At 42.1% G+C, this 14,017-nt stretch carries 10 protein-coding genes; 8 read left to right on the forward strand and 2 right to left on the reverse strand.

Features of this window, described 5'->3' with window-relative positions; all coding sequences use genetic code 11:
• The first annotated feature begins 15 nt into the window (after window positions 1–15).
• The 5 genes from BR73_RS0111630 to BR73_RS0111650 all read left to right on the forward strand — a co-directional run bounded on the left by BR73_RS0111630 (window position 16) and on the right by BR73_RS0111650 (window position 7,112).
• A complete protein-coding gene (locus BR73_RS0111630; RefSeq protein ID WP_033165661.1) occupies window positions 16–1,488 on the forward strand; it encodes an extracellular solute-binding protein in 1,473 nt (490 codons plus the stop codon).
• Between the two features lie 10 nt (window positions 1,489–1,498).
• Window positions 1,499–2,803 carry a sugar ABC transporter permease gene (locus BR73_RS0111635; protein WP_051685155.1) on the forward strand — a complete coding sequence of 435 codons (1,305 nt, stop codon included), beginning with the start codon at window positions 1,499–1,501 and terminating at the stop codon, window positions 2,801–2,803.
• Window positions 2,800–3,636 (forward strand): sugar ABC transporter permease, encoded by an 837-nt coding sequence (locus BR73_RS0111640; RefSeq protein WP_033165662.1) that lies wholly within the window; start codon window positions 2,800–2,802, stop codon window positions 3,634–3,636. Before BR73_RS0111635 ends, BR73_RS0111640 begins: the two co-directional genes overlap by 4 nt.
• 361 nt (window positions 3,637–3,997) lie before the next feature.
• Window positions 3,998–6,172 (forward strand): alpha-amylase family glycosyl hydrolase, encoded by a 2,175-nt coding sequence (locus BR73_RS0111645; RefSeq protein WP_033165663.1) that lies wholly within the window; start codon window positions 3,998–4,000, stop codon window positions 6,170–6,172.
• A 175-nt stretch (window positions 6,173–6,347) separates the two neighbouring features.
• Complete coding sequence (locus tag BR73_RS0111650; RefSeq protein WP_033165664.1) at window positions 6,348–7,112, forward strand: copper homeostasis protein CutC; 765 nt, start codon at window positions 6,348–6,350, stop codon at window positions 7,110–7,112.
• Between the two features lie 152 nt (window positions 7,113–7,264).
• Here the strand turns inward: BR73_RS0111650 and BR73_RS0111655 are convergent, their stop codons facing one another.
• Together BR73_RS0111655 and BR73_RS0111660 are read right to left on the reverse strand one after the other, a co-directional pair.
• Window positions 7,265–8,341, reverse strand: coding sequence for a LacI family DNA-binding transcriptional regulator (locus BR73_RS0111655; RefSeq protein ID WP_051685156.1), 1,077 nt, complete (start codon window positions 8,339–8,341; stop codon window positions 7,265–7,267).
• A gap of 218 nt (window positions 8,342–8,559) precedes the next feature.
• Window positions 8,560–9,618: a carbohydrate-binding family 9-like protein gene (locus BR73_RS0111660; RefSeq protein ID WP_033165665.1), complete on the reverse strand. Its 1,059-nt coding sequence runs from the start codon at window positions 9,616–9,618 to the stop codon at window positions 8,560–8,562.
• A gap of 691 nt (window positions 9,619–10,309) precedes the next feature.
• On the opposite strand from BR73_RS0111660, the gene BR73_RS0111665 reads away from it, so the two are divergent.
• From BR73_RS0111665 to BR73_RS0111675, 3 genes are all read left to right on the forward strand, one after another.
• A complete protein-coding gene (locus BR73_RS0111665; RefSeq protein ID WP_347463430.1) occupies window positions 10,310–11,170 on the forward strand; it encodes an ABC transporter permease subunit in 861 nt (286 codons plus the stop codon).
• A gap of 14 nt (window positions 11,171–11,184) precedes the next feature.
• Window positions 11,185–12,099, forward strand: coding sequence for a carbohydrate ABC transporter permease (locus tag BR73_RS0111670; protein WP_033165667.1), 915 nt, complete (start codon window positions 11,185–11,187; stop codon window positions 12,097–12,099).
• A 134-nt stretch (window positions 12,100–12,233) separates the two neighbouring features.
• On the forward strand, window positions 12,234–13,865 hold the full coding sequence (locus BR73_RS0111675) for an extracellular solute-binding protein (protein WP_033165668.1): 1,632 nt from the start codon (window positions 12,234–12,236) through the stop codon (window positions 13,863–13,865).
• The last annotated feature ends 152 nt before the right edge of the window (window positions 13,866–14,017 follow it).

Here is a 14,017-nt window from a genome sequence, read left to right on the forward strand (position 1 = left end):
GGAGAGGGTATTTCTATGAAAAGAATTCTATGTCTTTTGCTTTCCGCACTTTTAATTATAGGTCAGTTAACTGCCTGCAGCTTAAAGAAGGAGGAGGCAGAAACCGGTAAGACATCGTCAGATTCCTCTGTAAGTGCATTAACCTCTATTTACAGCGGGGAACTGGAGAGAAATGTTACATTGCGTGTACTTGAAAATGATACGGCAATCGAGCAGGGGTATTTTAATGAATTGATAACAGCTTTTAATGAAAAGTATAAGGAATACGGTATTGTTGCCGTTGATGCCAACATGGATCAGCGCAGCAATCTGGCCGATGACGGTCCTTATGGATATGGGCCGGACGTATTATACCAGGCAAATGATTCCCTTATGAAATATGTAGAGGGAAAGCATATCTATCCGATACCAGCAGAGAACCTGGACTGCTTTTCCCAGGTACCGGAAAATGCCTGGGCAGCCTATAAATCTGAAGTGGACGGCAATTCCTATTATATGGGGGTTCCTGTAAATGTCCAGTCCTCCATGCTGTTCTACCGAAAGGATATGCTTCCTTCGGACTGGGAAACAAGCTGGGATGATAACAACAACAAAGTACCGGATATGGTAGAGAATTGGAATGATCTGTATCAATATTCGAAAGCCATTGTAGCTTCGGGAGAGGGAAAATACGGCTATATGAGATCCCTGTTTGATGTATATTTCTCCTCCGGTTTCCTTTTCTCCTACGGAGGTTATATCTTTGGGGACAATAACACTAACCCTGAAGAATTGGGCTTGTCTGCCGGAAAGTCGGAAGTCGGTGCGGATGTATTGCAAAAGCTTGCTGCGGTGATGAATGAAGAGTGTATAGATGATTCTATCACTGTAAACGCATACAGTAAGCTTGCCGACGGCTCCTATTTCGCTACCATGACAACGCCGGATGTATATACCTTATTTATCAAGGAACTGGCATTGGAGTATGAAAAGCAGGGAATGGACCGGGAAGCAGCTCAGACACTGGCAGAGGAGAACCTGATGGTTACCGGGGTGCCAATGCTGCCGGCAAGCGGAGATTTAACGGAACAGAATCCGGAACTGATACCCTTTAAGGCTATGGGCGGAATCAATGGATATGCCATCAGTGCATACACCAAAGCGCCTAACGCCAGCCTGGCCTTTGTGGATTTTGCCACAAGCTATGAAATGATTACAAAGAGAAATGAGCTGCTGGGAGTCATACCTGCCCGTGCTGATGCAGCCAAGGAGGCAGGAGGGGCTGCAGAGGTTGTATTTAACAGCCTGAACGAAGGAAATATTGTTATTATGCCCTCCATCACAGAGATGGTTCAGGTATGGGCTCCGGCAGAGACCTTCTTTACTGATCTGGCAAAAGATGCCTTTCGTACCGCAGATAAGAAATATACCTCCTATGATACCTTAAAAAGCGCTTTAAAGGCCGTAGATCAGCAAATACATGATGCAATTTACACCCTTTCAGAATAGAGGAATTGAAATGAAAAAGTTGACTTTTCTTAGATATGCAGACAGAAATGTAAAAGCCAGTATATGTCTGATGGGACTTGGCCAGCTGATGTACGGACAAATCGGAAAAGGGATGGCTTACCTTGTGGTATTTGCCTGCGGAATCCTTTATTTCCTTAAGAGAGGAGCCTCGGACCTGGCAGGATTCTTTACCTTGGGGACGAAGGAAGCGGATGCCTGGTTTGGAATTGAAGGTGATAACTCTGTTATTATGCTGCTTATGGGGATTCTGTCCCTGGCAGCGATCCTACTTTTAATCGGCTGTTATTTCTCCAATATCAGAGATGCTTATGAAACCCAGTTACTGGTGCAAAAGGGAGGAAAACCCCTGTCCTTTCAGGGAGACTTAAAAAAACTGCTGGACAGAAAATTCTATAAGACAGCCCTGTTTCTGCCGATTATTGGTGTATTTATCTTCAATATACTGCCAATTATCTTTATGATAGCCGTTGCTTTTACCAATTATGGGGGGAGCATTGTACCGCCAAAGCTGGTAAATTGGGTGGGATTTGACAATTTCGTACAGATAGTGACCCTGAAGAAATTTGCACCGACCTTTGGAAGGATACTCAGCTGGAATCTGCTTTGGGCGGTATCCTCCACTTTACTGAATTATTTCGCGGGGCTTGGCCTGGCATTACTGCTGAATAAGAAATGCGTAAAAGGAAAAATAATTTGGAGGGCCTTTCCGGTGATGGCTTATGCGGTTCCCGGGTTTATTATACTCCTGGGTTTCCGGTTTATGTTCTCTTATGGCGGACCCATCAATCAGATTATAACGGACATGGGCTACAAGGCTGTTGGATTTCTCGATATCGATGCAAAATGGATGGCAAGGCTCATCGGTCTTCTGATAAATGCCTGGCTTAGCATACCCTCTATTATGCTTCTGACTACGGGAATACTCGCAAACATTGACGGAAACCAGATGGAGGCAGCAAAGATAGACGGTGCCAAAAGGTGGAAGCAATTTACCAAAATTATTTTGCCCTTTGTCTTGTTTTCCACCACACCTGTATTGATTTCACAGTTTATCGGTAATTTTAATAATTTCGGTGTCTTTTTCTTCTTAAGAGGAGGATTATATCTGGATGGATATTTCCTGGCCAGTGATACGGATCTGCTGATAAACTGGCTGTACAATTTATCCATCAGCAACAACTATTATAACATAGGTGCAACCATCAGTCTGATTATATTCCTTATTACCTCAGCGCTGTCGCTGCTTGTATATGTAAAATCACCGTCTTACAAAGAGGAGGATGCTTTCCGATGATAAAATTAAAATTTCTGCGCTGGGCAGACACCTTTGTCACTTATCTGATACTGATTATTGTTGGACTGGTGTTTTTATTTCCCTGTTTGTGGCTGATTCTGGCATCCTTTAGTAAATCCGGCTCCATTTATTCCTATGAAGGTTTTTTTCCAAGGGAATACAGTCTTGACACGTTTAAGACCTTATTTACGGATACTGCCATGTATAATTATCCCCAGTGGTTTATGAATACTTTGGTTATAGCGGTTTTTAGCAGTATCATAGGTACCTTTCTTGTAATACTGACAGCCTATACCATGTCCCGGTTCCAGTTTCGGAGCAGGAAAACAATAATGAAGACCACCCTGATACTTGGGATGTTTCCTTCCTTTATGAGTATGATTGCTGTGTACATAATAATGACCCAGTTCGGGCTGATCAATAAAATCTGGGGAGTAATACTGATTTACAGTTCCTGTGCCCCAATGGGGTATTTGACCCAGAAAGGTTTTTTTGATACCATGCCCTGTTCCATAGATGAAGCAGCGAAAATAGACGGAGCAACAAATCTGCAGATATTTCTTAAAATAAATCTGCCTTTGTCAAAACCTATGATCGTCTATACTGCACTTACCAGCTTTACCTTTCCCTGGAGTGATTTTATCCTGCCAAAGCTGTTATTGAAGGAAAAAGATCTCTATACCGTAGCGGTAGGACTTATGAGCCTTGGGGAAACAGAATTCTCGAGATTTGCTGCAGGGTCTGTATTTATAGCCGTACCAATAGTTATTCTTTATTTTATACTGATTCGGTATATGATCAGCGGAATGACTTCCGGTGCGGTGAAAGGGTAAGTCCTCAGCTTATGCTTTGTAAAGGATAACTTCCATGTTTTATGGTTTTTAACTTTATAGAAATATGTGCTTTAAGAGTCGGTAGGAAGAGTAGGTAAATACCTGCTTGTACCATAAATGACTAAAATAACGAGCATACAAAGTATTTTATATACCCCTCGTATAAGATACAGAACCGGTTATCCGTTACCAGGTGCTGCTTATTTTAAGACCGGGCTGTTAAGGATAACTAAAAATTTACACATTCAAAAGAGAAAGGAGGTTCTGTTTTAAGTTGTAGGAGTGACACAGCATTCAGGATATTTACCATTGATCTTCCTAGGTAACCAAAGATTAATTAATTTCAGAGAGGAGTAAAATTATGAAACGAGAGTTATATAATTCTAAGAGAAGATTTACACGGAAAGCGGCGGCTCTTATGGCTGCATTGCTATTTGCCGTTGCTGCCGTATTATATGGTACCTTTAATTACTCAATTGTTTCCTCGGCAACTTCCGCACAGGATACGGATGTTACCAATAAGGCAAGTTTCTCTACCGATGTAATCTATCAGATTGTTACGGACCGTTTTTATGACGGGGACGCTTCCAATAACCCCACCGGTGCTGTTTTTGATACCGGGGATTTAACCAAGTATCATGGAGGAGACTGGCAAGGTATTATTGATAAGATTGAAGATGGTTATCTGACCGGACTTGGTGTAACAGCCCTCTGGATATCCTCTCCGGTGCAGAATATCACAGTCATCGATGGCTCAAATGATAATGCTTCCTATCACGGATACTGGGGTAAGGATTATTTTAAGACCAATGCTGCCTTTGGCTCCTTAAGTGATTTCACAGAACTGGTATCAGTGGCTCATGCAAATGGAATTAAGATTGTCATTGATTTTGTGCCAAATCATACCTCCACTGGTGTATATAGCGAAGACGGTGCTTTATACCGGAATGGCAGTTTGATAAGTACATATTCTAATGATACACAGGGAATATTTAACCATGAAAAGGAATGGTCCGATTTCAGCACTATTGAAAACGGTATCTATCACAGCATTTATGGACTTTCTGACCTAAACCAGCAGAATAGTACGGTTGACTCTTATATGAAGGATGCTATAAATCTATGGCTCGATCTTGGGATTGACGGTATCCGTGTAGATGCAGTAAAGCATATGTCCTTTGGCTGGCAGAAGAACTGGCTCAGCAGTATCTATTCCAAGTCAGGTATATTTACCTTTGGTGAATGGTATTACGGTGGAACGACAAATGATAAGGACTTTTCTAATTTTGCAAATAATTCAGGTATGAGCCTGCTGGATTTCAGATTTGCCAACGCACTGCGTAATGCCTTGGGCAGTAAGACCGGTTCTATGCTTGACATCAGCAAGGTGGTTACAGATACCAGTACGGATTATAAAGAGGTCAATGATCAGGTGACTTTTATGGACAGCCATGACATGAGCCGCTTTATGACCTTATCGGGCAGTAATGCAAGAGCAGTGGAGAATGCTTATGTCCTGCTTCTGACTTCTCGTGGTGTACCAAATATTTATTATGGAACGGAACAGTACCTGACCGGTGCGGAAGATCCATATAACCGCGGAGATATGACTTCCTTCAGTACCTCTTCCACGGCTTATCAGGTTATCAGCAGAATTGCGCCCTTGCGTAAATCCAATCCGGCGATTGCATATGGCGCGACACAGGAGCGTTGGACTAATAGCGATGTATTTATTTATGAGAGGCAATTCGGAAACAGTGTAGTACTGACCGCAGTTAATCGCTCCAGTACCACCGGTTATGATATAACAGGTTTATATACCAATCTTCCAGTTGGTACATATGGTGATGTTATGCAGGGATTGTTGGGAGGCAATAGTATAACCGTTGCAGGTAACAAGTCCGTAGGAGCCTTTAACCTGGCACCAGGTGAATCCGCAGTATGGCAGTATACGGCAGCGAGTGAATCCACACCGATTATAGGCAATGTGGATCCCAATATGGGAAAAGCAGGTAATGTTATAACGATTACCGGGGAAGGATTTGGAGCTGTGGAGGGTTCCGTTAAGTTTGGCACCGCTGCGGCAGTTGTGAATTCCTGGTCGGATACGCATATTAAAGTAACTGTTCCTAATGTAACTGCTGGAAATTACAATATTTTAGTAACTACTTCCACAGGACTTGCAACTATCCCCTATGATGGTTTTGAGGTGTTGACCGGAGATCAGGTTTCTGTAAGGTTTAAGGTTAATAATGTGACTACTTCCTGGGGCACGGGAGTATATCTTGTGGGAAGCTGCTATGAACTTGGTAACTGGGATCCGGCCAAGGCTGTCGGTCCCATCTACAATGCAACCACAACCATAGGAGTATATCCTACCTGGTTCATGGATGTAAATGTTCCTGCCGGAAAAACCATAGAGTATAAGTTTATTAAGAAGGATAGCAGCGGAAATGTAACCTGGGAAAGCGGAAGCAATCATTCTGTTACGACACCTGCTTCCGGTACCGCCACGGTAACGGTTAACTGGCAATAAGTTATGTGATAAACTGCTATTCATTCCGGCTATTATATAGTATACTTTAGGCAAAGCTGTGATTTAACAGTAGGAGTGAAGATAAAAGAGAAGCCTGAGATACGGATTAAATACCAATAGTGCAGAGGATATAAGGTTATTGCTTATATTCCTGAAAAAATGGAGATAAGCAGGAATGAAGGAGTTTATATTAGAAGTATGTGCAGATTCTGTGGAATCTGTGCTGGCAGGTGAGCAAGGCGGGGCCACAAGAGTTGAATTATGCGGAAATCTAATAATTGGAGGAACAACACCAAGCCCCAAATTATTTGAAGAGATTCGAAGGCGCAGTGCCATACCGATTCATGTACTGATACGGCCCAGGTTTGGAGATTTCTGCTATACTGAATACGAATATTCCATAATGAAAGAAGAGGTCAGGATGTTTCGGGAGTTGGGAGCCGAAGGAATAGTAATCGGTGTACTAAAGGCTGAGGGAACTTTGAATATGGAAGCAATGTATGGACTGTTGTCTGAGGCAGAAGGGATGTCTGCTACACTGCACCGGGCATTTGATATGTGTGCAGATCCCTTGAAAGAGCTGGAACAGGCTATTAGCCTGGAAATGGATACCCTTCTTACCTCAGGACAGAAAAATCTATGTATACAAGGAGCAGCTCTTTTAAAAGAATTGAAGGTAAAGAGTCTGGAAAGAATCTGTATTCAGGCAGGAGGAGGCGTCAATGCCGGTGTAATTCCCTCCCTTTACCGGGTATCCGGTGTAAAGGCCTATCATATGTCCGGTAAGGCTCTATTGGACAGTGCCATGAGTTACCGGAAAGCAGAAGTGAATATGGGGCTTCCTTCTTTCAGTGAATATACGGTTTATCGTACCAGTGAGGAAGAAATCAGAAAAGCCAGACAGGTACTTGAGAACTTACAGGAGGATACACAGACGTAATATTCACAGAAGTAAGATATGATTCCGCCCATCTGTGGACAAAAAGTAAAGTGTGGGAATAAGATAAAAGCTGAAGCAGAATGAACTGGCCCCCATATGTTAGACCTAAAATTCTAACATATGGGAGGCCAGTTTTTTGTTTTAATTCTGTATTACCAGGTTTCAGAGGGAGTGTTTTCGAAATCTCCGGTAGAACGCCGGAAGATAACCTTGGAGGTTATATAAATGATCTCATGGGGGACGTCTGGGTATTTAATCCGGTATAAAATCTGCAGAGCCAGTCGAAAGCCAATATTCTGATTAAATACCTGTACCGTGGTCAGATTTTCTGCCAGAGGATTTTCTGTATTTGCATCAAAACCGGAGAGAGCAATGTCTTCTGGTATGCGGATTCCACGCTTTAGAAGCAGCTGCATCAGTATACATGCCACATAGTCATTGGCACAGATGAAAGCCTCCGGCAAATGAGGAAGGCTATCGAGAAAGGCTCCGATCTCTTCTTTGTAGGTATCGATACCTATTGCACCTGTAAGGCTTAGTTTCGGGTTAAAGGAAAGACCATGGCGAAGTAAGGTATTCTGAAAACCCTCGAAGCGTTCATAATTTGAGTGGGCATAGTTGATATCACCAATAAAAGCAAAAGATTTACGTCCCTTTTGTATCAGATGCTCCGTTATGGCAGAAATTCCAGTACGGTTTTCAGTTAATATCAGGTCTCCATTCAACTCCGCGGGGGGAACCAAAGTGGAGGTATCCAGAAATACCTTGGGAACAGGGGTGGCTGCAAGTAATCGAAGCAACTGAGTATCATACACATTCATAATAATAATTCCGTGGGTGCTGCCATTTGTGAGAGATGCAGGAAGTGTATAATTACTGTTGACAGTGGAAGGCAGATAGGTATAGACCAGGTTGACACCTTGCTGGGAAAGTTCCTTGGCGATTTGGTGTATAATAGTCATCCAAAAGATGGAGGTCTCCGGACGGCATACGGCAACAGCAATATTTGCTGCAGGTTCCTCTAAAGAGACCGAAACGGCAGGAGAAGCCTCCATAACAGGAGAAGTATCAAAGTTTACCGGAAAAATATAGTTCAGCTCCTGTGCTTTGTTAATAATTCTGTTTCTAAGCTCAGCAGAGACGCCTTCCTGTCCGCTAAATACTTTCCATACCGTAGTACGGGAAACACCAAGGGAATTTGCAATTTTTTGCAGGGTTATCTTTTTCATCGTTTTTTCCCGAGAATACCGCAGGATGCCTGCGGTACTGCCACAAATATAGATTAAAAAAATGTATTGTGGCGTCCTTTCTATTATCTTAATCTTTTTATCGCTGCACCAATGCTGCACTCTGAGCTTCCGATAAGAAAGGAAGCATTGTTGCTGTTATTATACCAGTAATTTTGATACTTTTCAAATGCCATCATGAACAAATTGAACATTTTTATTTAACGTATTTCAGTTTTTCCGTTGGAGTAAATTATGATTGTTTTATCAGGGAGAGAGGAGGGGCAGGAAATCTCAAAGGTATGCGAGGTGATTTCTATTTGGTAAGGAAAGGCTTTTACACAACGGTTAATATGATTGGGAGAATAGCTTCCAAGAATTGAAGTAAGCTCCTTCAGTTCCGAAGTATAACAGCCATTTAAATCCAGAAAAATATTCTGGGCATAATAGAGCTTCCTTAATTCCCATTTTCGGTATTCGTCTTCCGGAATGTTACAGACGGTTTCATCTTCCTCTGTTTCTGTAAAAAAAACATAAGCCCATAATTCGGGGTAATGTATGTTGATAACTCCTGTGGGGGCTAAGACCCAGTTATCCTCCGGCAGGAATTTTCCGGTTGCGGGATCCGTACACTTTTGGTAGCTGCCCTCTATGACATCGGTTTTCCATTGCACACGGGAAAAGTTAAGGCGGTAGTATTCACCGTTTTGCGGAGCCCGTTTATGAGGCAGGCATTCATTGATAGATGCGAAAGGGATAACAATTTCCGCAGACCAGCTTTTATTAGCGGCAGACGGATCATTTAAGCGGCCGTCAAGGTATACGGCGGTTCGTAAACCCTGGATATCATAACCGTTGAGAGCATTGCCATTATCTCTGTAAGCAGCAGGGAGAAAGAGATCCCATACGGTATTCAAGGCGTTCATCTCAAATTCATAATACTGCTGGGTGTCGGAATCCGGATCGATAAAGATCTCAAAATCATTGTCCTGAAAGATTACAGCATCTCTCTCTTTTACAGTGCCCCATATCTCATTTCCTTCAAGCCTGGCACCTATGTACAGGTTCTTGTCATCCCACAGCATTTTGACCTGGGTCCGGAATCTTGGAGCAGGCTTATGTTCTCCTTCAACATCGGTAAAAGGAGCAGTAAAGGGAGCAGTATCCCAAAAAGGTTTATCAAGTCTTCCGTCCAGGGTAAAAGGTTCTGCAGCTCTGCGGCAATGGTAAATTGGAGGATTAAAACCCACTGCCGGTATTGGAATTCTTACAGGTTTCATAAATACCTCTTTTCTGATTTTTGATTATCATCAAATATAAACGGCTTATTTGTGATTGCCGGATATCATCCGATTATAACATTCAGTGAACATATTTACAATAAATATTTAACAAAATGAACAAAAATAACAGAGAAACCTCATTGACTATTACCGTACAAAATTTTCGAACCTATAGAAGGTTTAAATTAAAATTCTTAAAATACAGTGGATAAGCATGTTGTGGGCTTCTTTTCTATATGGAGTCAACTGCTAGGCTTTTTTGTCAGGTAGGTAAAAAAAACTTACAAAAGTAAAAAAATTAAGCAAAATTTTGTAGAATGTTAAGAAGTTAGAACATTTTTACAAAACATATTGACATAAAAGTGAACAGATGTTAAAATCAAACCAACAAAATAACTACGAAACACCAAAATAGGAAAGTTAAATTATATAAAATCCACAAATAAAATATTAGGAATGAAATAATGTTAAAAATGTTCAATTGCAACACTATAAGCATTTTGAGAGTGGAAGAAAATTTAAATGAAAGGATGCCACAATAGCCATTCTTTCGCTCTTTCTTGTTTTATCAATAGAATGCAGGTTAGTTTTGCATTTATTGTGTGGCTAAATAAAGAAAATGATTTCAAAAAGAGAAAAGAAGAAGGGTCATACTCTCAGGATATTTAAAAGAGATCTCTCGCTCTGGATGTTCTGTCTTCCGGGTATTGTATTGACCTTTATCTTCAGCTACATTCCTATGTACGGAATACAGCTTGCATTCCGGAGGTATAACGGAAGAGAAGGAATATGGGGCAGTCCCTGGGTGGGGCTGTATTATTTTAAGAGATTCTTTGAATCCCCGTATTTTGATTCAACCATTAGAAATACTCTGGTGTTGAGTCTCTACGGACTCCTCCTATCCTTTCCCATTCCGATTATCCTGGCACTGATGCTGAATTCCTTTCGGCATAAAAAGTACCGAAAAGTAATTCAGACAGTTACCTATGCACCGAACTTTATTTCAACAGTTGTTATGTGCGGTATGATCATATTATTTCTTTCGCCTTCCGTGGGGGTGATCAACCACATAATGGAGTTTCTGGGGCTTGATACATTTAATTTTATGGCGAAGAAAGAATATTGGAGACACATATATGTCTGGACAGGAGTATGGCAGAGTACAGGCTGGAGTTCGGTCATCTATTTTGCAGCCTTGTCAGGTATAAGTCCGGAGCTCCATGAAGCCGGCCGTTGTGATGGAGCTACCAAACTTCAGCTGATACGTTACATAGATTTACCCTCCATACTGCCTACTGCGACCATCCTGTTGATCATGAGCTGCGGAAGCATTCTTTCTGTGGGCTTTGAAAAAGCCTATCTGCTTCAGAACAATCTGAATCTGACAGTATCAGAGATTATATCTACCTATGTCTATAAGGTGGGTCTGATTAACAATGACATATCTTATTCAACAGCCATCGGCCTGTTTAATACGTTGATTAACCTGGTCATGCTCATAATCGTTAACAAAGCAGCTGATAAGCTCTCAGGCAACAGTTTGTGGTAGGAGGAAGAAGAAGAATGGATAAGAGGAAAAAGAAATCGAAACGCTGCAGAGAGGATGTAATATTTGACGCTGTAACATTTCTTGTTCTGTCGTTAATTTTAATTATTGTAGCTTATCCCCTGTACTGGGTGGTAATTTCATCCATCAGCAGCCCCAGTGCCGTATCAAGCGGTGAGGTTCTATGGAAGCCCATGGGATTCACCTTAAAGGGCTATAAAGAGGTCTTTCGTAACAGCTCCGTAATGAGAGGTTTCGTGAATTCAGTTTTTTATACAGTCTGCGGAGTTTTGGTCAACCTGGCTGTTACCCTTCCGACAGCTTATGCACTATCCAGAAATGCCTTCGGCGGAAAAAAAACCATAACCATATTTTATATGATAACCATGTTCTTTGGCGGCGGTCTGATTCCTACATATTTAGTAGTAAAGAACCTGCACTTGCTTAATACCATGTGGGCGCTTATCCTTCCGGGATGTCTTAGCGTCTATAATATGATCGTAGCCAGAACCTTTTTTAAGTCGAATATCTCAGAAGAATTGTATGAAGCGGCTGAGATAGATGGATGTTCCCAGGGTAAATTTTTCTTTCGGATTGCGCTTCCGCTGTCAAAAGCCATTATAGCCATTTTGGTACTCTATTATGGCGTAGGGCATTGGAATTCTTACTTCTCGGCTTTGGTTTATATCTCTGACAAAGATTATTATCCGTTGCAGCTGGTGCTTAGGAATATCCTCATTACAAATGAGACAGCACTGTCCCAGACAGCAACCACCCAGGCTGCCAGAGATGCCCTTCGTGAGAAGCAGCAGATAATTGATGTTATGAAATACTCTCTTATTATAATCAGCAGTATTCCGGTGCTGGTAATGTACCCCTTTATTCAGAAGCATTTTGTTAAGGGTGTGATGATTGGTTCGGTAAAGGGCTAAGTGTATCTGAAAACTGTCTGGGGCAGTTAACTGGAGGAACAAGGGGTTTAAGCATACCCTGAGATGGAAAGCTTATTTGCCGGTGCTTCATAATGCTCCGGTGCAAATAAAAAAATAAAAGAGGAGGTATTATTATGAAAAGGAAAGCAATAGCACTCTTATTGGCTCTGGCAATGTGCACAACAGTTTTTTGGGGTTGCGGCAAAGGAAGCAATGGAGAAGGCAACAGTAAGACAGCAGGGGCAGGTGCTTCTGCGGATATTACGGATGAGAATGGTAAGATCAACGGGCTCATGAACAAAGAGGGACTTCCGCTGGTCGAGGAAGGTACCTACGGTTTCTCGATTTTCGTGGATGACTCCAGTGAATCAGGAGAATTCTACATGATAGATGAGTTCAAGAAACAGACCAATGTAGATGTTACACTAAAGCTTTTTCCATACGAAACTGCCACAGAGAGACTTAACCTGGATCTGAATTCCGGTGATTACGCTGATGTTATCGGCGGCTGGACTTTAAATGACAGTATGATCCTGACTTATGGAGTAAAGCAGGGGATCTTCATTCCGCTGGAGGATTATTTTGAGAAATATTGCCCTAACATCTCAGCTATCCTGGACTTACCGGGTGTAAGAGAGAAGATGACAGCACCGGATGGACACATATATACCATTCCTTATGTAACCGGCGATACGACGGTAAGCTATTCCCCTTATATCAACAGCAGATGGCTGAAAAATGTAGGCATGGAAATGCCGTCCTCTACAGAGGAATTTGCAGAAGTACTGCGGGCCTTTAAAGAAAAAGATGCCAATGGAAATGGAGACGCTGACGATGAGATTCCTTTTTCTGCAGATCCTAATAATAAACATATAGAAGCCATGACCGGCTGGTTTGGATTGCCCATGGATAAATATGGTGTTGCCATTCAGGAGGATAAGGTTGTTTACGGCGGTGTCAGCAAGCAATACAGAGAATTCCTAAGCTGGTTCAACGGTCTTTATAAAGAAGGACTGATAGATATGGAACTCTTTACACAGGACTCTTCCACCTGGGAAGGAAAAGGGAATAAAGATCTTTACGGTGTATCCATTGCTTATGGCAGCAATGAATTTTCAGGTATTGTGCAGACTACCGAAAAAAGCGAATTTGATGTGCTTCCAGTACTTAATACCGACAAAGGAGGCATCTGGTTAAAAGATACCAACGGCTTTAGCGTATTCAGAACCCAGGCAGTAATTACCGATAAAGCACAAAATCCAGAAATTATCTGTAGGTGGTTTGATAATGCTTTTGCTCTGGAAAATGGGATTGGCTGCAGCAGAGGTCCTGTAGGTGTTGTCACAATGAAGGAAGGTAACGGTTATCGGGCAATTGATACTTCAACACTTCCGGAGGATCAGCAGGAAAAGGTCAGCTGGAGCAACTTATGGCCCCAGGCTCTGCCCAAATATCTTCCTGCAGGCTTTAAGTTCGTCGAAGACAGTCCTCTTTATGATGAGAAAAAGGCTATGGAAAATACCTATGAGCCTAATCTGACAAAAGAGGTCATTCCCTCCAACTGGATAGCTCTTGACGATATTGACAGATATTCTGATATCAGTACTGCCCTTACAGATTACTTCAATCAGCAGCAGGCTCTGTTCGTTACCGGAGAGTTGGATGTAAATGATGACGCCCAATGGAAAGCCTATACAGACGGTCTTAATGCCCTTGGGTTGGAGGATTGGGTCAAAATGCGGGGGATTGAAGGAATAGCAGAATAACAAACAACAGAGGTTGAGTTGAGGATACCGGTGAAAAGCATATTACTGTATCGTCGGTAATATGCTTTTCTTTCCATCCGGCAGGGGGTACCGGCTGGTAATTCCTAAGGAGATTTACAGGAATATCCTAAGGATATGTTTCTATAACAGGA

Source organism: Clostridium sp. KNHs205, assembly GCF_000702945.1.
Classification (GTDB): domain Bacteria; phylum Bacillota; class Clostridia; order Lachnospirales; family Lachnospiraceae; genus Anaerocolumna.

What these genes read in the sequence shown, in the direction of transcription:
- BR73_RS0111630 (WP_033165661.1), top strand. Translation starts at nt 16, where the DNA reads ATGAAAAGAATTCTATGTCTTTTGCTTTCCGCACTTTTAATTATAGGT.
- BR73_RS0111635 (WP_051685155.1), top strand. Translation starts at nt 1,499, where the DNA reads ATGAAAAAGTTGACTTTTCTTAGATATGCAGACAGAAATGTAAAAGCC.
- BR73_RS0111640 (WP_033165662.1), top strand. Translation starts at nt 2,800, where the DNA reads ATGATAAAATTAAAATTTCTGCGCTGGGCAGACACCTTTGTCACTTAT.
- BR73_RS0111645 (WP_033165663.1), top strand. Translation starts at nt 3,998, where the DNA reads ATGAAACGAGAGTTATATAATTCTAAGAGAAGATTTACACGGAAAGCG.
- BR73_RS0111650 (WP_033165664.1), top strand. Translation starts at nt 6,348, where the DNA reads ATGAAGGAGTTTATATTAGAAGTATGTGCAGATTCTGTGGAATCTGTG.
- BR73_RS0111655 (WP_051685156.1), bottom strand. Translation starts at nt 8,341, where the DNA reads ATGAAAAAGATAACCCTGCAAAAAATTGCAAATTCCCTTGGTGTTTCC.
- BR73_RS0111660 (WP_033165665.1), bottom strand. Translation starts at nt 9,618, where the DNA reads ATGAAACCTGTAAGAATTCCAATACCGGCAGTGGGTTTTAATCCTCCA.
- BR73_RS0111665 (WP_347463430.1), top strand. Translation starts at nt 10,310, where the DNA reads ATGTTCTGTCTTCCGGGTATTGTATTGACCTTTATCTTCAGCTACATT.
- BR73_RS0111670 (WP_033165667.1), top strand. Translation starts at nt 11,185, where the DNA reads ATGGATAAGAGGAAAAAGAAATCGAAACGCTGCAGAGAGGATGTAATA.
- BR73_RS0111675 (WP_033165668.1), top strand. Translation starts at nt 12,234, where the DNA reads ATGAAAAGGAAAGCAATAGCACTCTTATTGGCTCTGGCAATGTGCACA.